Origin of the sequence: uncultured Victivallis sp., assembly GCF_944391105.1 — a bacterium.
Taxonomy (GTDB): domain Bacteria; phylum Verrucomicrobiota; class Lentisphaeria; order Victivallales; family Victivallaceae; genus Victivallis.
Genome location: NZ_CALXSK010000030.1, coordinates 17,985 through 39,492 on the forward strand (window position 1 = coordinate 17,985; position 21,508 = coordinate 39,492).

Annotated in this window: 19 protein-coding genes; 10 read left to right on the forward strand and 9 right to left on the reverse strand. The window is 57.5% G+C overall.

Translation table 11 applies throughout. The features are described from left to right. Positions 1-156: 156 nt before the first annotated feature. Genes Q0K10_RS10120 through Q0K10_RS10130 form a run of 3 tightly spaced genes read right to left on the reverse strand, consistent with a single transcriptional unit; the run spans position 157 to position 3,685 of the window. Positions 157-1,749, reverse strand: a complete 1,593-nt coding sequence (locus Q0K10_RS10120) for a DEAD/DEAH box helicase (RefSeq protein WP_294506568.1) — start codon at positions 1,747-1,749, stop codon at positions 157-159. A 38-nt stretch (positions 1,750-1,787) separates the two neighbouring features. After that, positions 1,788-2,669, reverse strand: a complete 882-nt coding sequence (gene galU / locus Q0K10_RS10125; protein ID WP_294506570.1) for a UTP--glucose-1-phosphate uridylyltransferase GalU — start codon at positions 2,667-2,669, stop codon at positions 1,788-1,790. Beyond that, positions 2,666-3,685, reverse strand: a complete 1,020-nt coding sequence (locus tag Q0K10_RS10130; protein ID WP_294506572.1) for a hypothetical protein — start codon at positions 3,683-3,685, stop codon at positions 2,666-2,668. The genes galU and Q0K10_RS10130 overlap by 4 nt, the downstream gene beginning before the upstream one ends. Before the next feature lie 188 nt (positions 3,686-3,873). Here Q0K10_RS10130 and Q0K10_RS10135 point away from each other — a divergent pair, with 188 nt between their 5' ends. Further along, positions 3,874-4,668 carry an HAD family hydrolase gene (locus Q0K10_RS10135; RefSeq protein ID WP_294506573.1) on the forward strand — a complete coding sequence of 265 codons (795 nt, stop codon included), beginning with the start codon at positions 3,874-3,876 and terminating at the stop codon, positions 4,666-4,668. Between the two features lie 17 nt (positions 4,669-4,685). Beyond that, positions 4,686-6,065: an MATE family efflux transporter gene (locus tag Q0K10_RS10140; RefSeq protein ID WP_294506574.1), complete on the forward strand. Its 1,380-nt coding sequence runs from the start codon at positions 4,686-4,688 to the stop codon at positions 6,063-6,065. Here Q0K10_RS10140 and Q0K10_RS10145 read toward each other — a convergent pair. After that, positions 6,016-6,816, reverse strand: a complete 801-nt coding sequence (locus Q0K10_RS10145; RefSeq protein ID WP_294506576.1) for an AraC family transcriptional regulator — start codon at positions 6,814-6,816, stop codon at positions 6,016-6,018. The two genes, Q0K10_RS10140 and Q0K10_RS10145, sit on opposite strands and share 50 nt — an antisense overlap. A 123-nt stretch (positions 6,817-6,939) precedes the next feature. On the opposite strand from Q0K10_RS10145, the gene Q0K10_RS10150 reads away from it, so the two are divergent. Next, on the forward strand, positions 6,940-8,103 hold the full coding sequence (locus tag Q0K10_RS10150; RefSeq protein WP_294506578.1) for a Gfo/Idh/MocA family oxidoreductase: 1,164 nt from the start codon (positions 6,940-6,942) through the stop codon (positions 8,101-8,103). Positions 8,104-8,211: 108 nt separating this feature from the next. Here the strand turns inward: Q0K10_RS10150 and Q0K10_RS10155 are convergent, their stop codons facing one another. Next, a complete protein-coding gene (locus Q0K10_RS10155; protein ID WP_294506579.1) occupies positions 8,212-8,907 on the reverse strand; it encodes a hypothetical protein in 696 nt (231 codons plus the stop codon). Between the two features lie 151 nt (positions 8,908-9,058). Next, complete coding sequence (locus Q0K10_RS10160) at positions 9,059-9,664, reverse strand: HdeD family acid-resistance protein (protein ID WP_294506580.1); 606 nt, start codon at positions 9,662-9,664, stop codon at positions 9,059-9,061. Positions 9,665-9,882: 218 nt separating this feature from the next. On the opposite strand from Q0K10_RS10160, the gene Q0K10_RS10165 reads away from it, so the two are divergent. The 5 genes from Q0K10_RS10165 (at position 9,883) to Q0K10_RS10185 (ending at position 14,714) form a co-directional block, all read left to right on the forward strand. Continuing rightward, the gene (locus Q0K10_RS10165; protein WP_294506582.1) at positions 9,883-10,677 is read left to right on the forward strand and encodes an IclR family transcriptional regulator; all 795 of its coding nucleotides are present in this window, start codon (positions 9,883-9,885) and stop codon (positions 10,675-10,677) included. A 75-nt stretch (positions 10,678-10,752) separates the two neighbouring features. Further along, positions 10,753-11,127: a hypothetical protein gene (locus Q0K10_RS10170; protein WP_294506584.1), complete on the forward strand. Its 375-nt coding sequence runs from the start codon at positions 10,753-10,755 to the stop codon at positions 11,125-11,127. A gap of 9 nt (positions 11,128-11,136) precedes the next feature. Next, positions 11,137-12,618, forward strand: coding sequence for a pyruvate formate lyase family protein (locus tag Q0K10_RS10175; protein ID WP_294506586.1), 1,482 nt, complete (start codon positions 11,137-11,139; stop codon positions 12,616-12,618). Between the two features lie 36 nt (positions 12,619-12,654). Then, entirely contained in the window at positions 12,655-13,797 is a 1,143-nt protein-coding gene (locus tag Q0K10_RS10180) for an iron-containing alcohol dehydrogenase (protein ID WP_294506588.1), read from the forward strand. 29 nt (positions 13,798-13,826) lie between these two features. After that, on the forward strand, positions 13,827-14,714 hold the full coding sequence (locus Q0K10_RS10185; RefSeq protein ID WP_294506590.1) for a glycyl-radical enzyme activating protein: 888 nt from the start codon (positions 13,827-13,829) through the stop codon (positions 14,712-14,714). 82 nt (positions 14,715-14,796) lie between these two features. Here the strand turns inward: Q0K10_RS10185 and Q0K10_RS10190 are convergent, their stop codons facing one another. The 3 genes from Q0K10_RS10190 to Q0K10_RS10200 all read right to left on the reverse strand — a co-directional run bounded on the left by Q0K10_RS10190 (position 14,797) and on the right by Q0K10_RS10200 (position 18,402). After that, positions 14,797-15,906: a DUF362 domain-containing protein gene (locus Q0K10_RS10190; RefSeq protein WP_294506592.1), complete on the reverse strand. Its 1,110-nt coding sequence runs from the start codon at positions 15,904-15,906 to the stop codon at positions 14,797-14,799. A 575-nt stretch (positions 15,907-16,481) separates the two neighbouring features. Then, positions 16,482-17,024, reverse strand: a complete 543-nt coding sequence (locus Q0K10_RS10195) for a flavin reductase family protein (protein ID WP_294506594.1) — start codon at positions 17,022-17,024, stop codon at positions 16,482-16,484. A gap of 142 nt (positions 17,025-17,166) precedes the next feature. Next, positions 17,167-18,402, reverse strand: coding sequence for a serine hydrolase (locus Q0K10_RS10200; protein WP_294506596.1), 1,236 nt, complete (start codon positions 18,400-18,402; stop codon positions 17,167-17,169). A gap of 312 nt (positions 18,403-18,714) precedes the next feature. Here Q0K10_RS10200 and Q0K10_RS10205 point away from each other — a divergent pair, with 312 nt between their 5' ends. Beyond that, positions 18,715-20,085 carry a GntR family transcriptional regulator gene (locus Q0K10_RS10205; protein WP_294506598.1) on the forward strand — a complete coding sequence of 457 codons (1,371 nt, stop codon included), beginning with the start codon at positions 18,715-18,717 and terminating at the stop codon, positions 20,083-20,085. Positions 20,086-20,449: 364 nt separating this feature from the next. Next, the gene (locus Q0K10_RS10210; RefSeq protein WP_294506601.1) at positions 20,450-21,508 is read left to right on the forward strand and encodes a prepilin-type N-terminal cleavage/methylation domain-containing protein; all 1,059 of its coding nucleotides are present in this window, start codon (positions 20,450-20,452) and stop codon (positions 21,506-21,508) included.

Below are 21,508 nucleotides of genomic sequence, written 5' to 3' on the forward strand. Positions count from 1 at the left end.
CGTCTCAGCTCTCAGAAGCTCCCCCTTTTTTATTTTGAAGAGAGAGCCGACCTCAAAACCCCCTGCTTTGAAATCGGCTCCGTTTCCAGTATAAAATATGCCGTATTGGGAAAAGATCAACCCCTTCCGGATTTTTTTTGCGATTTTCTTTGGCGGCTACCTGCGGCCGCGGGAGGAGCCGCGTCCGCGGGAATCGCCGGTACGGCCGCCCGGCCGGCGTCCCGCCTGGCGGGCCGGCTTCGCCCCCGGAACCGGCTCCGGCATCTGGAGCATCTCATCGGTCGGCAGCGTGCTCGGGAACTGGACGCCGAGCAGTTTTTCGATGTCCGGCAGGAAATATGCGCCGTATTCACACAGGAAGCTGATCGATTTCCCCTTGTGCCCGGCCCGCCCGGTCCGTCCGATGCGATGGACGTAATCCTCCGCGCGCTCCGGCAGATCGTAGTTGATGACCAGCGAAACGTTGTCCACATGAATCCCGCGCGCAGCCACATCGGTCGCGATCACGATCTTCTCGGTTCCGGCCCGGAACTTTTCGAGGATCTTGATCCGCTTGTCCTGCGGAATATCTCCCGACAGAACCGGAACCTCGTAGCCGAACCGTGCCAGATCGTACTGCAAACGCAGATTCACATCCTTGCGGTTGCCGAAGATGATGATCCGCTCATACGGTTCGGTGCGCAGAATGTACAGCAAAAGCGCAAGTTTCTCGTCGCGCAACACCGAGTAGAAGGTCTGTTCGATGTTCTCGCTGACCATCTTCTCCGGTTCGCTCTCGTAGATGACCGGCTCGGCCAGCCAGTCGGAAGTGAAACGAAGAATGTGATCGTCCAGCGTCGCGGAAAAAAGCAGCGTCTGCCGTTTCCCTTTCTTCGGCAGCTGCGCGACGATCCGCTTCACATCCGGGATGAATCCCATGTCGAGCATGCGGTCCGCCTCGTCGATCACAAGTACCTCCACCTTCGAAAGATCGAGATCTCCGCAGCGCGAATAGTCGATCACCCGCCCCGGCGTGCCGATCAGCAGATCGACCGTCTTCCCGAGCGACCGGCGCTGTTTCTCATGATCCATCCCGCCGAACACCACCACGTTGTTCAATCCGGTAAAGACTCCGAGATTCTCGGCGTCCTTGTGAATCTGCATCGCAAGTTCACGGGTCGGCGCGAGAATCAGTGCCCGCGGCTGTCCGGCTTTCCGCTCTCCCGTGAGCGGCTGATTCAGAAACCGCGTGAAGATCGCCAGCAGAAACGCGGCGGTCTTGCCCGTTCCGGTCTGCGCCTTGCCCGCGAGGTCGCGGTTCTCCAGCAGCGCCGGCAGCGCCATCGCCTGAATCGGCGTGCAGTATTCGAAGCCGGCGTGCTGCACACCGTACTGTACATCTTCATGCAAAGGAAGATCGAGAAAACGCACCTTCCCCTCCGCCGCCGGGACCTCCTTCAAGGCGGCGGGCCGCTCCGGGCGCGGCGATTTCGGGGTTTCCGGCGTCTCAACCTGAGCGGGACGTTCAGCCCGGTTCCGTTTCGGAGAACGTTCGCGCTTCGACTTCTCCGGGGAAGCGGCGCGCGCGGCTGAATTCTTCGGCTTCTCCTTCGATTTCTCCCGCTCCCGGCGCGGAGAAGAATCCTTCGCGGGACGGTTCTTCTTCTTCTCTTCGGACTTCTCCGACTTCGGTTCGATCTTGACAATCACCTTGTGCCGCTCGTCGACACCGAGCAGCGACTTCAACGCTTTTTTCAACTTTTTGAGCATATCCAGACTCCATTTCACCCGGCCCGGGCACTCGCACCTCACAACTCCCGGGTGATCTCCTTCAAAAACGCGGCGAACGCTTCGCGAAATTCGGGACGCCGCAGCCCGAATTCGACGGTTCCGGTCAGGAACCCCAGTTTACTGCCGAGATCATACCGTTTCCCGGCGATCCGGAGCCCGTACATCGGCCGCTCCGCAAGCATCAGGCGCATCGCATCGGTCAACTGAATCTCATTGCCCTTGCCGCGCGGCGTCCGGCCCAGAAAATCAAAAATGTCCGGGGTGAACACGTAGCGCGAAGCGATCGCCAGATTACCCGGCGCCTCTTCCGGCGCCGGTTTCTCGACCCAGTCGCGGACCTTGTAGAGCCCCTCCCCCACTTCGATGCCGTCCATGACGCCGTAGCGGCTCACGCGCTCCATCGGAACCGGTTCCAGCGCCGTCACCGGGGAATCCACCTCGCCGAAGGCCGCCACCAGCTGCCCGGTCACAGTCACCTCCGTCGACGAATCCAGAACCGTATCCCCGAGCAGCACCGCAAACGGATCATCTCCGACGAACGACTTCGCACACAGCACGGCATCCCCCAGCCCGTTGAGCTCCTGCTGGTAGATGTAGTGGATGTCCGCAAGGCCGCTGATCGCGCGAAGTTCCGCGAGAAGCGCCGTTTTCCCGGTCTCCTCCAGCCGCCGCTCAAGATCGCCCGAGCGGTTGAAATGCTCCTGAATCGCATTCTTCCCGCTGCTTGTGACGATCAGAATCCGGTCGATTCCCGCCGCGACCGCCTCTTCAACCACATACTGAATCACCGGCTTGTCCACCAGCGGGACAAGTTCCTTCGGAACCGCCTTCGTGAACGGCAGAAACCGCGTACCGAACCCGGCCGCGGGAATGACCGCCTTGCGAACCGGCCTGCTCATCGCGCGCACCCCGTATTGACGATCTCCGGCTTGATGACATTGATCTCTCCGTGCTTGAGCACACGCTCAAGTTCCCGGAACATCGCCTCGTTCTCATACGTCCCGATGATCGCCCCTCCCGATCCCGTGAACTTCGCCGACGCTCCGACCGAGCGGGCCAGCTCGACCATGCGCCGATTCTTGGCGCTGACCGCGTTCGGACAGACTTCACAGCGCAGATCGAAGTTGCGGTCGAGCAGCGCCGGAATCTCCGAAAACGCATGCCGCTCCAGCGCCGCCTTCACGGCGCTGGTCAGATTCGCCCACTCCTCCATCGCCGCGAGCACCTTCGGCACCCCGGCCTCGTAATCTTCCCGCAGCCGGCTGTGCAACACTTCGGACCCCTCGGCAAGATCGGTGCGGTAAGCCACATAGAGGTTCAGCGTCTCCGGAATTTCGATCGGCTGGTAGCGCCCGATTCCGTTTGCCGCCATGAACTCCCGGTCGAAATCCATGTAAACCGGCGTATTGTACGCCTGGGCCACGCGATCCTGCAGTCCGGCCGGAATCCCGAGTTCGTCGCGCTCGGTCGCCAGCACCACGTTCGCCAGAATCGCCGGAGGGAGATTCACATGATAGAACTCCATCATCGCGCGAATCGCCGCAGTGATGATCGCCGACGAACCGGCCAGACCGAGACGGTTCGGGATCGTGCTCGAATAACGGATCGTGAAGTTCTTCTTCTCCAGCCGGATCCGTTCGTTCCGGCAGAAGTCGCAGAACGTCTTCACCGCCGCCTTCAGCAGCCGGATGCCGCCGTAGTAGCCGTACAGGCCGACGTCGGCACACAACGCCTCCATGCAGGAAAATACATTGTTGTCCCGCTTCGCCGGCAGCAGTTCCAGTTCCGGCGTCTCATACAACTCCACCGAAGCCTGGTAGTTTCGGAACACAAATGCGATCGTTTTGCCGTGGTATCCGTCTGAGGGATTCCCCACCAGCGCGGCGCGGGGATACGCGATGGTTCTTATAATCATTCTCTCTGTTCCGTATAAACTGTCAGTCTTTTCCGGTATCCGGTTAATATACCGTCCAACTCCCGTTTTTTCAACCCCTTATCGACCGATTTCGTCGAATTGCCTTTTTTCGCGTTTTGCCTCCTTGAAAATCGCGCTTCCGGATATATATTTTATAAACAAGATTTATAAATCGACGGAGGGAAACGATGATCAGGCTGGTCGCCGCGGATATGGATGGAACGCTGTTGAACAGCGCGGGAAAGCTGCCGGAGGTCTACTCTGGAGTGATCCGCCTTCTCGACCGGCACGGCGTGCTCTTCGCGGTCGCGAGCGGCCGGCAGTATTACAATCTGCTGAATCACTTTGAAGATCTCCGGGACCGGATCGTGTTTCTGAGCGAAAACGGGGCTCGGGTCACATACCGCGGGAACGATCTTTTTCTCGACGCGATCCCGTTTGCGGATCTTGCCGCGCCAACGGAATTCATCCGGTCTCAGAAGGGAACGGACCCGGTGCTCTGCGGAGCGCGCAGCGCCCTCATCGAGAGCGACGATCCGCTTCTCGTGGAAAACACCGCAAAATATTATGCACGGTACGAAATCGTTCCCGATGTCCTCGAAGCCGCAAAATCCGACCGGATCTGCAAACTCGCCGTATTTGACCGGCGCACGGCGGAGCATAACAGCTATGCCCGGCTGCAGATTTTTCAGGAGCGGTTCACCGTGACTCTCTCGGGGGAATGCTGGACGGATCTCATGAATCCGGGCGTGAACAAGGGGGTCGGGCTTGCGAAGATACAGGAGCATTTCGGTATTTCTCCGCGCGAAACGATGGCGTTCGGCGATTATCTGAACGATGCTCCGATGATGGAGAGGGCGTTCCGCAGCTATGCGGTCGCAAACGCCCATCCGGAGCTGAAAAAACGGTGCCGGTTCGAAACGCTTTCGAACGATGAAAACGGCGTGCTCGCCGCCCTGAAACAACAATTTTCCTTTCTCTGATCTCCGGCAGGTGTACGATGATTTGCAACATGACAACCGGGACTCCGGCCAGACAAATCGCCCGTTTTTCCGTTCCGCTGCTGATTGGAAACATCCTTCAGCAATTCTATTTCATGGCCGACATGGCGATCGTGAGCCGGACGATCAGTCCGGAGGCGATGGCGGCAGTCGGCGCGACCGGAGCGATCACATTTCTGATCTTCGGATTCTATTTCGGTCTGACCAACGGATTTGCGGTCATCACTGCGCAGCGGTTCGGCGCGGAGGATTATGAGGGAGTGCGCCGTTCGGTTGCCATTTCGATCCTGCTCGGCACGGCCGCAACCGCCATCGGGATGCTGCTCTCGCTGCCGACCGCCGACTGGCTGCTGCGGCTCATGCGGACTCCTGCGGACATCCACGAAGACGCGGTCATTTATCTCGTCGCACTCTGCTGGGGAACCGGTGCAACGCTTTTCTACAATCTGCTCTCGTGCTTCATCCGGGCACTGGGCGACAGCTGGACACCGCTCTGGTTTCTCGCGTTCGCCACGATTCTGAACATTGTTCTGGATTTTCTTTTCATCCTGACCTTCGGAATGGGAATCGCGGGCGCGGCCTGGGCGACGGTCGCCTCGCAGGCGCTCTCCGCGCTGCTCTGTCTCGGATACATGTACCGCTATTTCCCGATGCTGCGGCCGAAGTGGAGCGACTGGAAATGGGACAACTCCTGGGCCTGGCGGCATCTGCGGGTCGCACTGCCGATGGCGTTCCAGTTCTCTATCACGGCAATCGGCGTCATGGTCATGCAGCAGCAGATCAACGCATTCGGAACCTCGACGGTCGCGGCGTTCACGGTCGGCGCCCGGGTTGAACAGCTCGCGGTTCAGCCGATGTTCACGATCGGCATTGCGATCGCAACCTTCTCCGCCCAGAACTACGGTGCCGGACGAACCGACCGGATCCGGCAGGGAGTGAATCAGGCCACGATGATCTCGGTCGCCTGGTGCATTTTGAGCGGCATTGCACTGGTCGTATTCAGTCGCGCGCTGGTCGGAATTTTTCTCGATACGGATGAGATGCCGGTCGAGACGGAACGGGCACAGTATTACATCTACATGGTCTCCTCCCTCTTCATCGTGCTCGGACAGCTTTTCATCTACCGGAATGTGCTGCAGGGAATCGGCCGCTCGTTCGTACCGCTTCTGGCGGGAGCGGTCGAGCTGGTCGTCCGCATCGTCGCCTCGCTGACACTTGCCCCGCTCTTCGGATACGCGGGAGCGTTCTGGGCGACGCCCGCGGCGTGGATCGGCGCGACAGTACTGCTGGCGGCGGCCTACTTCCACGTTCTGCGCAGCCCGGAGTTCATCAGCCGCGCCGGCGGTAATGGCTCGGACTCACCCCGGTCCGCGCCTTGAAGCTGCCGGAGAAGCTGTACTGATCGGCAAACCCGAGCATTTCGGCGATCTCCTTGACCGATTTGCGGGAAAAACTCAGCAGCTGTCTGGCGGTTTCGATCCGCCGCTGCATCAGATACTCGTAGGGAGAACAGCCGAACGCCTCCCGGAACCGCCGGATCAGATGGGCGGGAGAGTAACCGACCTGGCGACTGAACGCATTGAGTCGGAATCGTTTTCCGATGCTTCCGTCGATGGTTTTCTTCAACTCCAGTGCTTCCGGGCGTGCGGAGAGCGTCCGCTCATGGAGGATCTCCGAGCAGGACTCCACGAACTGGTGGAAAATCACGGCCGCGCGCCGATGGACCGCGGGCGTGGCGTAACCGAGTTCCATCATCGCCTCGAAGCTGGGCCGCAGCTGCGGAACACCGTTGATCTGGCAGACGTTCGAAAGCCCGTAACACGCGATGAGCGTATCGACCAGCGCCCCGTCCACGATAAAGAAGAGCTTGTGCCACAGATCGACCGGATCGGTCCGATAGCTGTGATTGCCGTGACGGTGCAGAAAATAGATGCTGTCCGGACCGCAGACGAATCGACGGCCGTCGCTTTCCAGCACGCCGCGACCGCTCACGACGTATTCGACGGTGCAGAATTCGTAATCGACAAGTTCAAAACCGCAGTCCGGCGTCGTCGCAATTCCCCATCCGGCGTGGTTCAGCCGAAACGGAAAGACCGTTTCCTCCCGGCAGAGCTGTGTCTGATCGATCAATATTCCTCATCCTCTTTTGATTTCTCACATCGAAATTCCGCAAAAAAATCGAATTTTCCATTGAATTCTCATTTAAATTAACGCATAATAAAAAAAGATGCAAACCAACTGGGAGCAATTGTCATGAAAACTGCGAAAATCGGAGTCATCGGGACCGGCGGGCGCGGCCACCACGCCTGGAACGCTCATCATCCGGAAGAGGGGTGGGAAATCGTGATGGGCGCGGATGTTTCCCCCGCCGCCCGCAGGGAGTTTACGGAAAAATTCCCGAACGCCACCGCGGTGGAGGATTACCGGGATGTTCTGGCAAATCCGGAGATCAGCGTCGTATTCATCATGACGCCGGATTTTCTGCATGAGGAGATGGCCGTTGCCGCTCTTGAAGCGGGAAAGGCGGTTTATCTCGAAAAACCGATGGCGATCTCGATCGAGGGGTGCGACCGCATCCTGGAAACCGCCATGCGCACCGGGTCGAAGCTCTTTGTCGGCCACAACATGCGGTACTTCCCGGCGATTCTGAAGATGAAGGAGGTCATCGACTCCGGACTCATCGGCGAAGTGCAGGCCGGCTGGTGCCGCCACTTCATCAACTACGGCGGCGACGCCTACTTCCGCGACTGGCACTCCGAACAGAAGAACACCTGCGGACTGCTGCTTCAGAAGGGCGCACATGACATCGACGTGATGCACTGGCTCATGGGGTCGCACACGAAGCGGGTGGTCGGCATGGGGATGCTCTCGGTCTACAACCGCTGCGCCCGCCGTTCCCCCGACGAACCGGGTTGCGCAAAGTGGTCCGATGAACAGTATCCTCCGCTGGAGCAGACCGGATTCTCCCCGATCATCGACGTGGAGGATCACAACATGGTTCTGCTGCAGCTGGAGAACGGGGCGCAGGCGGTCTACATGCAGTGCCATTACGCGCCGGACGCGGAACGCAATTATACGTTCATCGGAACAAAGGGAAGAGTGGAAAACATCGGCGACAGCGGCGACTGCCGGATTCACGTCTGGACCCGGCGCGGTCCGCGCGCGACACCGGACATCATCTACCATCTGAAGCCGGAGAGCGGTTCGCACGGCGGTTCCGACCCGATGATCGTGGCGAACTTCCTTGCGTTCGTCCGGGACGGGGCTCCGACGAACGCCTCGCCGCTGGCCGCCCGCGATGCGGTCGCCGCCGGCGTGCTCGGTCACAAATCGATGCGCAACGGCAACACGCCGCAGGATGTTCCGCCGCTTCCACCGGAACTTGTGCGCTACTTCGAAAACGGTCAGAAGCAGTAAAAAAAAACCGGCTCTGAGGAAAGGAAAAAGCGGGAGCCGCCGTCCAGGCTCCCGCTTTTTAATCGTCCGATGCGTTATTCCGCACCGCCGGAAATGCAAAGTTTCAGATCATTTCTTCCAGTCGAACAAGCTCGACCAGTCCAACCAGCTCGACCAGTCCAGCCAATCATCAAGCAGATCCAACAGGTCGATCAGGTTGAAAAGTCCTATCCGGTCGATCAGATAAAGGACGACAAATAACACCAGCATCCAGAAGAAAAACACTGGATAAGAGATGAGCAGCGCTCCTATCAGGGACCAGAAGAGAGCGATGGATATGGAATGGAGTCGGAATCTCAACGTCAACGCGGCAAGCAGAAATCCCTGCACCCCGCGCCAGAGCAATATGGCTCCGAGCAGCGCCACAAACGAAATAAAAGCGGAGTGGTGGTAGATCAAAAAAAACAGTTCGAGCAGAATCAGAGCCACCGACTGAATGAGCAGAAAAATCCAGGAAATTCCGATTCGGAATCTCCGGTTCTGCAGAATCAGTGCAAATTCCTGAATCCCGCACCCGAGCAACAACATGACAAGCAGCACCGCCACTGCGATGAGCACCGACCCATTCTGGATCGATTCGAGAGAAAACAAACCGGAGTCCTGGAAACGTATCTGCCACTCATCACTCTTGGCGGAAATCTTTCGGAGCAATACAAAAAACAACACTCCGGCCAGAATCGAAAAAATCAGCTGAACGAGCAGAACAAACAAAAAGTTCTTGCTCTGAAGGTTATTTTTGAGGAAAAAACGCAGCTGCCGCAACATATGGCTCCCCCTCTTTCTGCTTTCATTCAGCAATTACCCGATACCATTTTCTCTTCCGCGAGGGCGATTTGCGCAGAAGAAAAGCCGACCCACGAACGGAATTCGCCCTCCATTCCTCCGGGACACGGTCTATCATGAAAAGGAGAGGCTTTTATTCCGTCCCGAGGTCGGGAGGAACCGGATTGTCCTGTTCCATGCTCCGGGTGATCCGGCGGAAACGGAGCGCCACGCCGAGCGTGACGAACCCGTAGAAGATCAGGAAGAATGCGAAGAGAAAGTTGACGAAGCCGACCAACGCGACCGGCATCGCCGCAATCATGACTCCGAATACCAGTGTCACAATGCCGTTCAGCGCCACAAGCATCCGGAATCCCGGCGTGTGAATCCGGTCGACCAGCGCTCCGGTCAGAAGTTCGATCGAGTGAATGACGAACCAGATCCCGAGCACCACCAGCAACGACGCCGCACTCGCGAGCGGCCAGCTGACCAGCACGATCCCCGCCAGAAACCAGAAGAGCGAATAAAGCGCGAAGCCGAACTTGAATCGACGATTCAGCGCCATCAGTACAAACCCCTGAACCCCGCATCCGAGCAGCATCACGCCCAGCAGCAGAGCAAATGCAATAAGCGCCGAACCGTAATGAATCATGAAAAACACCCCAAGCAGAATCGAAAGAATCGACTGCACGAGCATGAATTTCCAGGAGTGTCCGGCGAGAAGATTGGTTGCCAGATAAAAACGCGGTTGATTCCTCATTGAATTCCCCTTTCCTGCGGTTTGATTCCAATTTTTAATATAATCCCTTTCCCCTTCGAGTGCAAATCGCAGCCGGGAATATCCGACAAACCAGATTGCCCGGCTGCTCAACACGGAAAATTTTCCACTTTTTTTCAGCCGATGCTCTTGCATTTAAAATCCCGCAAGCTATTCTATATACAAAACGATATTTTATTTTTAAAACGGAATTCATCTTGATGTCACGAAAGACATACAGTGCGCCTGCGGCGGCCAGCACGTTGGAGGTTCTGGAATTCATGGCCGCGAATCCGGGGGCGAGAGGACCGTCGGAGCTGGCGAAACGGCTCGGACTCACGCCGAATCTGACATTCCGGGTTTTGAATGTGCTTCAGGAGAAGGGTTACGTGAAGCGGAATCCGGCGGGGCAATATGAACTGACCTCGGGACTCTTTTCGCTCGGGATGAGACTGCACAACAACTTTGATCTGCGCAAACAGGCACGTCCGCATCTGGAAGCGCTGGCCGGGGAGTGCGGCGAAAGCTGTCAGCTTCAGGTGTTTGAAGGGGATCACATGCTTCAACTCGATTTTGTTCCGCCCCCGGCCGACTATTACCTTGCCGTCAGGCCGGGAATCCGGCTGCATCTGCACGGCAACGCGTTCGGCAAGGCGGTCGTGGCGTTTCTGCCGGCGGAGGAGATTGCGATGTTTCTCGCGCGACCGCTTCCGCGGCTCACACCGCATACGATCATCGATCCCGATGAGCTGCGGCGGGAATTCGAACAGATCCGGCACACCCGCATGAGTTCCGAATTCGATGAATACGTGGTCGGCAGTTACTGCATCGGGTCGCCGGTTTTCGACGCGACGGGCCGGGCAGTCGCCGGAATCGGCATCACCGGACTGTCCTCACGGCTCAACCGGGCCTCTCTTCCTGAAATACAGAACCGTGTACTTGAATGCGCAAAACAGATTTCCAATTCGATCGGTTACAAGGAGGCTGACGGTGAATGCAGGGGAACGTGCGCTTGACGCACAACTGAAACTCAACGGAATCAGCAATTATGATGACGCAGGAGTGAATATTGACGAAACAAGGAGTGTTTCATGAACCGCAAAGCTGACATTCTCTATCGCCTCGGAGAACCGCTCGCAGCCGGGATGTTCGAACACGAAAACGCCTCCATCGTCGAACGGTACGGCCTCGGACTGCGTCGCTATTTCGAGCATGCCGTCCCCCCGCCGGAAACGGGAAAACTCTATCCCGCCCCGGAACAGGACATCTGGAGACTGGCCGGGCGTTTCGTCCGGTTTCACTACTCGTTCAGCCTCGAATGCGATTACGAAGGACTGCGGGAATACGGCGGGAAACTGTTGAACGACCCCTTCGAACGCAATCTGCTCGACCGAATAATCGAGGAGTTGCAATTTTTCCGCAGCAGCACGATTCCACCACGCTACCGGATCGGCGGCGACGGCTGAACCCACACCGTGCTGAATTACCGCCGCATCCTGCGCGAAGGGTTGAAAACGTATTGCGAGCGGGTCGACGCAATGTCCCCCTCCCCGCTCCGGCATGCGCTCTCGGACACACTCGCCGGAATCGCGGATTTCCTGCGCCGCGCCCCCGGCGACATCGAAATGTGCGCCTTCTCTCCGGCACACGACTTTTACAGCGCGATGCGCAGTTTCAACTTCTTCTTCGCGCTCGACCAGTACGATTCGGCTGGGCGTTTCGACGACTGCATGGGCGAATACTTCCGCGGCGAACCGGACGCGCAGGCCTGGATCGAGGAACTCTACCGTGCCGTCGATCTGCATGACGGCTGGCACTTTCTTCATACCGGGAAATATCCGGCCTTCACAAAGCTCTGCCTGCGCGCCCAGAAACTCCGGCGCCCGAACGCGGGAATCCTCATCGAACCCGACACTCCGCAGGAACTCTGGGATGAGATTCTCGACCTCTGGGGGAAAGGCATCCCATGCCCGAGTCTCTACAACGCGTCCGCCTACCGCGACGCGATTCCGCGCATGACCGACGCCCGAGGCCTCGACCGGGAACACTTCGTATTCGGCGGCTGCACCGAACTCATGTTCGAAGGGTGTTCGAACGTCGGTTCGACCGAGGGGGGAATCCACCTGCTGGACATCCTGAACAACAGCACCCCGGCGAAATTTCATGCGGACATCCGCTGCAAAATCGGGGAGTTCGCCGAATCGGTCCGGATGAACAGCGAATTCGCCGCCCGCTACCGGCCACAGCTGATCCGCACACTTTTCGTCGATGACTGCATCGACCGGGAGACCGAATACAATGCCGGCGGCGCCCGCTGCCGCGGCAGCATCGTAAACGTCGCGGGAATGACCGACGCGGTCAACAGCCTCGCGGCCATGCGCGGACTCCAGGAACGTTTCGGCAACGATTCGTCCGAAGTCGACGAGATCGCCCGCAAACTCGCGGAATTCACCTTCCGGGAGATTCGGAAACACAAGATGCGGCTCGGAGGTCCCGCCTATCCCGCCGTCATCCTCCTGACCGGATACGCGTGGCACGGCTCCTATGTCGACGCCTCGGCGGACGGGCGGAAGGCGGGCGCCCCCGTCGTCGACTCGATCGGCGCGGTCTCCGGAACCGACCATAAGGGTCCGACCGCACTCCTGAACTCCGTTGCCAGGCTCCCGTCCTCTCTCGGGATCGGGACACTCGTGCTGAATGTGCGGCTTGAGCGTTCACTCGCGGCTTCTCCGGATAAACGTCCGAAGCTGCAATCGCTGATCCGCGGCTTCTTCGCGCAGGGGGGACTTCAGCTCCAGCCCACGCTCATCGATCAGCAGACGCTGAAGAAAGCCTGTGAAAATCCGGACGCCCACCCGGAACTCATCGTCCGGATCGGCGGTTACAGCGAATATTACAACCGTCTCTCACGGGATTTGCAGCTTGAAGTCTTGAAAAGAACGGAACATGCCATATAGTATTGCAACGATTCAATCGGAAGGAGAAAGAGGCTCATGAAACCATTCGTCAACCACATTCCGACCAAACTCTACTTCGGCGCAGGCCAGCTCGGCATGCTCGGCACATTGCCGATGCCCGGAAAACGCGCACTTGTGGTCATCACCAGCGGCAAGTCGATGCGCAGCTCCGGAACGCTCGACCGGGTCGTCAAGCTCCTCGAACACAACCATGTCTCGGCGGTCGTCTATGACAAGGTGCAGGCCAACCCGACCAGGGAACAGGTCATGGAGGGCGCGGCGCTCGCGAAACAGGAGCAGTGCGACTTCGTGATCGGCCTCGGCGGCGGCAGCCCGATCGACGCCTCCAAGGCGATCGCGATCATGGCCGCAAATCCGGGCGACTACTGGGACTACGTCTCCGGCGGCTCCGGAAAGGCGCTGCCGATTCCGAACCCTGCGCTGCCGATCATCGCGATCACCACAACCGCCGGAACCGGAACGGAAGCCGATCCGTGGAGCGTGGTCACGAACGGCAATGAGAAGATCGGATTCGGCGGTGAAATGACCTTCCCGAAGATCTCGATCGTCGACCCCGAACTCATGCTGACCGTCCCGCCGCAGCTGACCGCGTTCCAGGGATTTGACGCCTTCTTTCACGCTGCGGAGTGCTTCCTCGCAAACTGTGCGACGCCGATCAGCGACCTCTACTGCCTCAAGAGCGTCGAGCTCATCTGCAAGTCGCTGCCGCGGGCGGTGCGCGACGGGGAGGATCTCGCGGCAAGAACCGACGTGGCGCTGGCCAACACGCTCTCCGGCATGGCTGAAGCGACCTCGTGCTGCACCTCGGAGCATTCGCTCGCCCATGCGATCGGCGGATTCCATCCGAACGTTCCGCACGGAGCGGCGCTGATCATGATTTCGAAGGCGTGGTTCAAATTTTACGCGCTGCGCGCCCCGAAGCAGTTCGCCGCGCTCGCGAAGGCCGCGGGTCAGAGCGACTTTCTCGGCGCACTCGACAAGCTCCAGCGCGACTGCGGTGTCGACGAACTCAAAATGTCCGACTACGGCATCACACGCGAAGAACTCCCCGCGATCAATGAGAACGCATGGGAGACCATGGGCGGGCTCTTCGAACTCGACCGCGTGAAGATGAACCGCGAGGAATCCCTCTCGATCCTTGAGGAGTCCTACCGCTGAGCGAACGGGAAACCGGATGTTCTGATACCATGACCGGAATGATCTTCGACATCAAGCGGTTCGCCATCAACGACGGACCGGGAATCCGGACGGCGGTGTTCCTCAAAGGGTGTCCGCTGCGCTGTCTCTGGTGCCACAACCCCGAGTCGCAGCGCAGGGAACCGGAACTCTCGTTCCTGCCGGAGAAGTGCATCGGCTGCGGGTACTGCGTTTCAGCCTGCCCGAACGGCTGCTTCGAAAACGGCACATTCGACCGCTCGAAGTGCCGTTCCTGCGGCCGCTGTACCGAAAAGTGTTATGCCGGAGCACGTGAACTCATCGGCCGCACCGCCTCCGTGCAAGAGGTGATCGAGGAAGTGCTCAAAGACCGGGTGTTCTATGAGAACTCCGGCGGCGGCATGACCCTCTCCGGCGGCGAACCGCTCTTCCAGCCGGAATTTACGGCGGAACTCCTTGCCGCAGCAAGGAAAGCCGGGCTGCACAGTTGCCTCGACACCTGCGGTTTTGCCCCGTGGGACAAACTCGAGCTACTGCTCCCAAACGTCGACCTCTTCCTCTACGACCTCAAGGAGAGCGATCCGGAACGTCATCGGCAATACACCGGCGTCCCGCTCGAACCGATTCTGGAAAACCTCGCCCGGCTCGACGCCGCGGGAGGAGAGTCGATCCTGCGCTGTCCCGTCATTCCGGGGCTGAACGACCGCGACGACCACGCCGACGGCATCGCCCGCACCGCGAATACCCTCGCTCACGTGCGGGAAATCAACCTTATGCCTTACCATCCGCTCGGAGAGTCGAAACTGGCACGGCTCGGCCGCAAACCGGGACTGGCCGGAGAATTCGCTTCCCAACAGCAGCTGGAACCTTTCCGCGCCCGCATCGCGGCCCGCTGCCGGGTACCGGTCAGCTTCTCCTGACGCGACGCCGCAAACAAGGGGGGGGCGGTTGCCAAACCTCACGGTTGAGCAGCGCCCCCCCCCTCTCCATTTTCTCATGGAATCAGAATTCGATCAGCTCGTACTCCCGGGTTCCGAGTCCGATTTTCTGTGCATGGATCAGCTGAATTTCCCAATTCGTGATCGGAGAAACGTCTTTGAAATGGTCGTGATAATGATCTCCGTGATCGCCGAGAAGACTTGAGGCGATCGGAGTCTGGCGGTTCACCGCATCCGCGCAAGCCTGGTCGAGAGCGACAGGATCGAAAGATGCGAACATGCCGACATCCGGGATGATCGGAGCATCGTTCTCCGGATGACAGTCGCAGAACGGCGAGACATCCATGACGATGCTGATGTGGAAATGCGGACGATTGTGGACAACGGCCATTGCATATTCCGCCATTTTCTTGTCGACGAGCCCCTCTTTCTGTCCCCAGGAGGGTTCTACGGCGTCTTTCGGACAAACTCCGATGCATCTGCCGCAACCGACGCATTTGTCATGATTGATCGTCGCTTTTCCATCCGTGAACTCCGGTGCGCCATGAGCGCAGATCCGGGCACAGGCATGACAACCGATGCAGAGATTGCGATTGACCGTCGGCTTACCGTCGCAATGTTGTTCCATCTTTCCTGCTCTGGAACCGCAGCCCATGCCCAGATTCTTCAGAGCGCCGCCGAATCCGGTCATCTCGTGTCCTTTGAAGTGACTCAGGGAGATGATGATGTCGGCATCCATGATCGCCCGGCCGATCTTTGCTTCCCGGACCAGTTCACCGTTCGGAACGGGAACGGTGACATCATCGGTCCCTTTCAGCCCGTCACCGATGATGACATGACATCCGACGGTATAGGGAGTGAATCCATTTCGGTATGCGGTCTCGATATGTTCAAGAGCATCTTTGCGTGAGCCGACATACAGCGTATTGCAGTCGGTCAAAAAGGGCTTTCCGCCCAGTCGGCGAACCTCGTCGACCACGGTCCGGGCGAAATTCGGACGCAGAAACGAAAGGTTGCCGGTTTCCCCGAAATGGATTTTGATTGCGGTAAAGCGCCCCTTGAAATCAATTTGTTCCATTCCCGCCTTCCGCATCAGCAGCTCCAGTTTCCCCTGAAGATTCCGTCCTTCCGGCTTTACGCGCATATTCGTAAAATAGACTTTTGCCTTTTCCATGAAATTCCGACTCCTTATTCTGTTTGGATCGCGTCCCGAATTTTGCGACGGGATAAGTTGTTTAACAGGGTGCATCTACTCTTTATTTCGAATCAGCTCGAGATTCGACATCAAGGGGAAATCAGCACCGGACAAACTTAGCATGATGTTGCCGTTTTGTCAATCGAAAAAAGATTTTTTCATCGGCAGAGGAGGAAATTCTGCTTTGCAATCCAGAGTCGCCATGCGATCTTAGTCGATTACGCAAAGAGTACGCCGACCTGTTTCAAAGGGTGAATATAGAAAAAATATATCCCGTCCTTTTTTTATCTTTATTTTTCTGTTCAAAGAGATAAATGATTCATCGAAAGTCAACATCAGCAACTGTGCCGATTCAGTATTAATCTTCTCGACTCTCTGTTTGAGGGAATCGAGCAAAGCTGCGAGGCTCAGAAATTACTTGAAATACAGTTCCCGATTCCATCGATTGAGGACATTTTGGATTCAGGAACTCCATCGGAAATAGATCTCCTCCATCAAACCCACCGGCTTATCCGATGGCGTGCACCACAACCAGAGGGGAAGAGACCCCTCGGTCAGGCAGGCGGAAGTTTCGAAATCATGCGGGGACGCAAACTCGTAACATGTTCACCATCTACGATAAACGTACCGTCTCCCACCGCATGGAAAGTCCGTTTCTCCGTTTTGTCGGGATTGATCCAGGCCCGTTCCGCCGAGAGAATGACAATACTGTGCGCCTCGATATAATCTGCCACCCGGCATTCGATGTTGGCAAGGCATTCCGCAATCAGCGGAGCCTTGACATCCCGGGCTTTTTTCGGGGTGAGGCCGAACTTTTTGAATTTGTCGACATCCGCGCCCGAGCACGCGCCGATATCGACGACCTTCTCCATCAGATCGACGGCGGGAACGGCAACGACGCACTCGCGGGTCGTCATCAACGCCTCGAAGGAGTGATTCCAGGAACCGGTCACAATCGCAAAGTTCGCGTTGAAGTCCAGAACCGTACTCCATGAGATCGTCATGATATTCTTCCTGCGCCCGGACACGGTCGTCACCAGCAGAACCGGACCGGGTTCGATCAACGTGAAAACCTTCGAAAGCGGAAACTCCTTCATCTCATTGCCCTCCAGTCACAGCGATTGCCATGAAGCAATATAATGCGCGAAACAGAAAAAATCAAACGTCCGCCACCGAACGAAAAAACGGTACTTTGCAGCAGATACGCCGCAAAATACCGTGAACGTTTCAGACGACTGTTCAGTTGACCCGGTTGGTGTAGGCCTCCGCGCCGCTGTTGTCGATCACATACTGGAAAAATTTCTTCTCCGCCTCGCCGCGAGCCTTGTCCCAGGGACGCGGATTGCCGCAGAGCTGGACAACCCAGAGCTTCAGTTCCTTTCGATGCCAGTTGACCATGCAGTTGGTGCCCCATGCGCCGCCATGGCCGAACCAGGACTCCTCACTGTCCACTTCCGGCGCGTTGAGTCCGAGCGAGTAACCGCCCATCCCCTTCGGGCGGGTCGACTTCGCCAGCAATTCCTTGACCGTCTCCTCCTTGAGGATCCGCACGCCGTTGTCGCCGACGCCGAGATTCATCAGCATTTTGTAAAACTTGAGCTGGTCGTTCGCGGTGGTCCAGAGTCCCGCGCCAGCCGAGGCAAACACATGGGAGTCGTTGTAGGGACGCTGCTGCATGTCATTCTGGAGACGGTACTTCGCGGGAGCGTCCTTCACGCAGTCATACATTTCGACCTGGGTTTCAAGCTGTTCATCGGTCGGCCAGAACCAGGTGGACGCCATCCCGAGCGGATCGAGAACGCGCTCCTTCAGAAAATTCTCCCACTTCTGCCCAGTCACGACCTCGACGATCGCCGCGCCGATGTCGATGCCGGTGTTGGAATACTGCACCTTCGTGCCGGGTTCGAACATCAGCGGAGATGCCGCCGCAATCGCGGCCGTCTGCCGCAGCGGGGCGCCGCCGCTCCAGCCGCCGCCCTTGATGTTCCCCTGTTTTGCGCTGATCTCGAACGGGAAACCGCCGGTATGGTTCATGACCATACGGATCGTAAGCGTGTTCTTCGCCTTCTCAAGCGTCTTGACGCCATCCTTGTTGGATTTCAGGACCCAGAGTTCGCGGAATTCCGGCAGATACTTCGAAACCGGGTCATCAAGGGAGATCTTCCCCTCTTCAACCAGCATGGCAATGGTAACGCCGCAGAAGCCTTTGGTCTGCGAGCACTGCATGAAAACATCATCCATCGTGATCGGGCGCCTGGCGGCAACGTCGGCAAACCCCACACAGGCGGTCTCCTGAATTCCGTTCTTGTAAAAGACGTTGATCGCGCCGGGAAGCTGACCGTTTTCGACATACGGCATGAGTGCATCCTTCGCAAAGGAGGTTCTGGAATCCACGGCTCCCCCGCCTGTTGACCGGCACCCGGCGACGACCGCCATGACGGCGATCAGCATCATGAGTTTGAGTGATCGTTTCATTGTTTCACTTTCCTGAGGTTATGATCTTCGACGTGATCCCGATACGCGGAACCGCGCACCAGTGACAATCGTCAACTTTCCCGTTAAGATAATCCCGTTTCCACTGATTGCAACCTCCGTTCCGGCGAAATTCCGGAAAAATCAGCCGCATTCATTTGCGGCGCCCACCTCCTCGCCTGAATCATCATCCACATCGACGTCCCTGCGGCCTCCCCGACCGGGAGAGCGCGGATATTTCGACAACTTGCAATTGCGGCGAAATCGTCTATATTTTACAGCGGAATCAAAATCTGCAACACACGGAACGCGCCAATGAAAGCAGTAGACAGAATTCGATCCTATCTCCGGGAGAAGCTCGCCGACGGCACATTCCGCCCCGGCTCCCGGCTGCCCGGCTATCTGGAGCTGGCAGATCGATTCAGCCTGAGTTATCTCACGGTCTCCACCTCTCTGAAAAAACTTGCGGCGGAGGGACTTGTCGAGATCCGCAACGGGACGGGGACTTACATCTCCGGCGGCCATCCTCTGACCGTGCTGATCAACTTCAAATCTTCCACACTGCCCTTTCCTAAGCTGGCGAAACTGCTGAAAAAACATACCGGCGGCGCGGAACTGCATCTGGATTTTGAATTTGCGGAAGTGGACGATCTGGGGCTCCCCTCCGTGCGACGGGAGCGACAGGCAAACTACAAGGCCGCGCTTTCCGTCCTGCCAAACCAGGACAGCATCTGTGAAATGCTGCCGGCGCAACTGATGCAATTTGAAGGATATCAAACGATTCTCCAGGAACTGCAGCCAGTGACCGTCCGCAACTACGGTTGTGCGCTGCCATTTGTCGGAATCTCCAAGCAGATGGGGGTGAATGTCCGGCTTCTCCGCGAGCTCGGGCTCTCGCTTGAGACGCTCGGCAACCCGCTGGAACGCTGGAAGGAGTTGCGCGACCAGACCCGGAAGCATCATAAAATGCTGTGCAACTGCACCATTCAGCCGCAGCTTGCAACGTTATTTCCCCATACTGCCGATGTGCTGTTGTCGCAGATCTCCTATTCGGAGGAACTTTTTCACGGCAGAGCTCCGCTTTTCCAGTCCGAGGGGGGACACCGTTTCTTCGAAATCGTCCGGGAGTTGCGCAACATCCCGGAGGATTCCCCGGAGAACTTTTTCCTTGGGGGGGCCTTGTTTCACCTGAATCTCCCCTCCTGGATCATTCTGCAGAACTTCAGTCCCGCCCATCCGGAGAAACGGATTCCGGAATTCGCATTTCTTCCCTACCACATGCCGGACGGCCGGAAAATCTGCAACATCGGCTTTGACTGCCTCAAGGCGTTTCTGCGCCACGATCTGACGCTCAACGAACGCGAACGGGTCTGGAAACTTATGAAAATCCTGCTCTCGCGCCCGTTTCAACTCGAATTCTGTTCGATGACCGGCATGATCTCTCCCCGGAAAGACATTGCGCCGACCGATTACTGCTGGAACCGGGACGGTCGATGGGACAGCCTGTTTCCGACTCCGGATGCGTTCACCTACACGCCTCTGTTTCTGTTCAATGCGGAGCAGATTCATCAACTGAGCCTGCTGCTGGAGAATTATTGTTTCTATCAGGCCTCAGAAGAAGAGACCGCATTCCGGATGGATCAGAAAAAAATCCCGTTTTCTTTCCAATCCCGTTTCCCCGTATGATGACTGGCTGAATGGAGCCTTTTCCCGTTTTTGAACATTTTGATACAAAAAACATTTTTTTTTTGCTGTTCTCCTTGACAATCCTCCTGTCTTATAGTATAATTAAAGTAGCTATATATATAGTTAACCAGTCAAATAGGAGAGATGAAACATGAAAACAATCTCAATTCCCGCAAGAGGTCTCCGTTCGACACGAAGCAAAAAAAAGGCAGCAGTCCCCTCCCGCCCGCTCAGCAACGTTGCAATGCAAACAGTTAGATTTACACAAATAGAATTTCCTGTTGTGAAAATTTGTCAAATATACCATTCTTTCCTTGTCTGCACCGGGCAGTCAAGAGAGGGGTTCGGGGGAGAGAAAGCGGCTATGGCAGCCGCGTCTCTCCCCGTACCGAACAACCATCAAACTCCCCATCGGCCAGTCATCGCCCCGCAACAAAGTCTCCGCTCGGCAAGCGGCGAAGTGGAGCAAAAACGCGAATGGGTCTTTCCGCAGAAAAGCGGGAAGAGCTGTTCGCGTTTTTGCGGCTCTTTCCCCTCGCGCCGGCCGACCGCGGCCACGTCCGGCTCCGCCCCGTACGCGGCACCGGCACCTTGCCGGACGCAGGGGGTGCGGGGGGCGGCGGACACGCCCCCCGCCTCCCACAGCCATGCAACGGTCAAAGCGGCGTTTACCTTGATCGAGCTCCTCGTGGTGATTGCGATCATCGCAATATTGGCAAGCATGCTGTTGCCCGCCTTGAATCATGCCCGCGAGAAAGCGAGATCAACCAGCTGTCTGAACCAGGTAAAGCAGATTGCGCTGGCACAGCAGCAATATGCGAACGACAGCGATGAATTCATGGTTTTTTCCGTTGCCTCCAACAACCATGCGACCGCGTACTGGATGGAGGTTCTCACGGGTGGAGATTATCAATGCGACAGTACAGTGAATTTGACCGGCGCGCGCTATCTTCCCGTCAAACTCCTGCGATGTCCCTCCAACCAGTACGATGCCGGAAAACCGTTCGGTCTGAAGGCTCCATTCGGAAATGCCTCCGCATCGGTCATGAGAAATGTCTACGGGGTCCTCAAGGACTACGGCAAATCTCTGTCGCAGACCAATCCGCGCGGCTTCGGAGATTTTGCGGTCATCGCGGATTCCTACCGGACGCACCTGCACTCAACCAAGCGCATGAAACTGCTCTCCGAACTGCCGCTGGTTGGAGATACGGTCTGCCCGCCAACCTCCTCCACTCCGGGAATGGGACGGCCTAACTTTGATTTTGAAGGAGACGAAGGCGTGATCCACCTGATTCATTCCGGCCGTGCCAATATCGCATATGCGGACGGTCATGCGAAAAGCCAGAGTGGCACAGAGTTGAATGCGGCAAGAGCCAATTTTGTCCGGTTCGTCAAAGATTATTTCACGCTCATGGATTTTTAA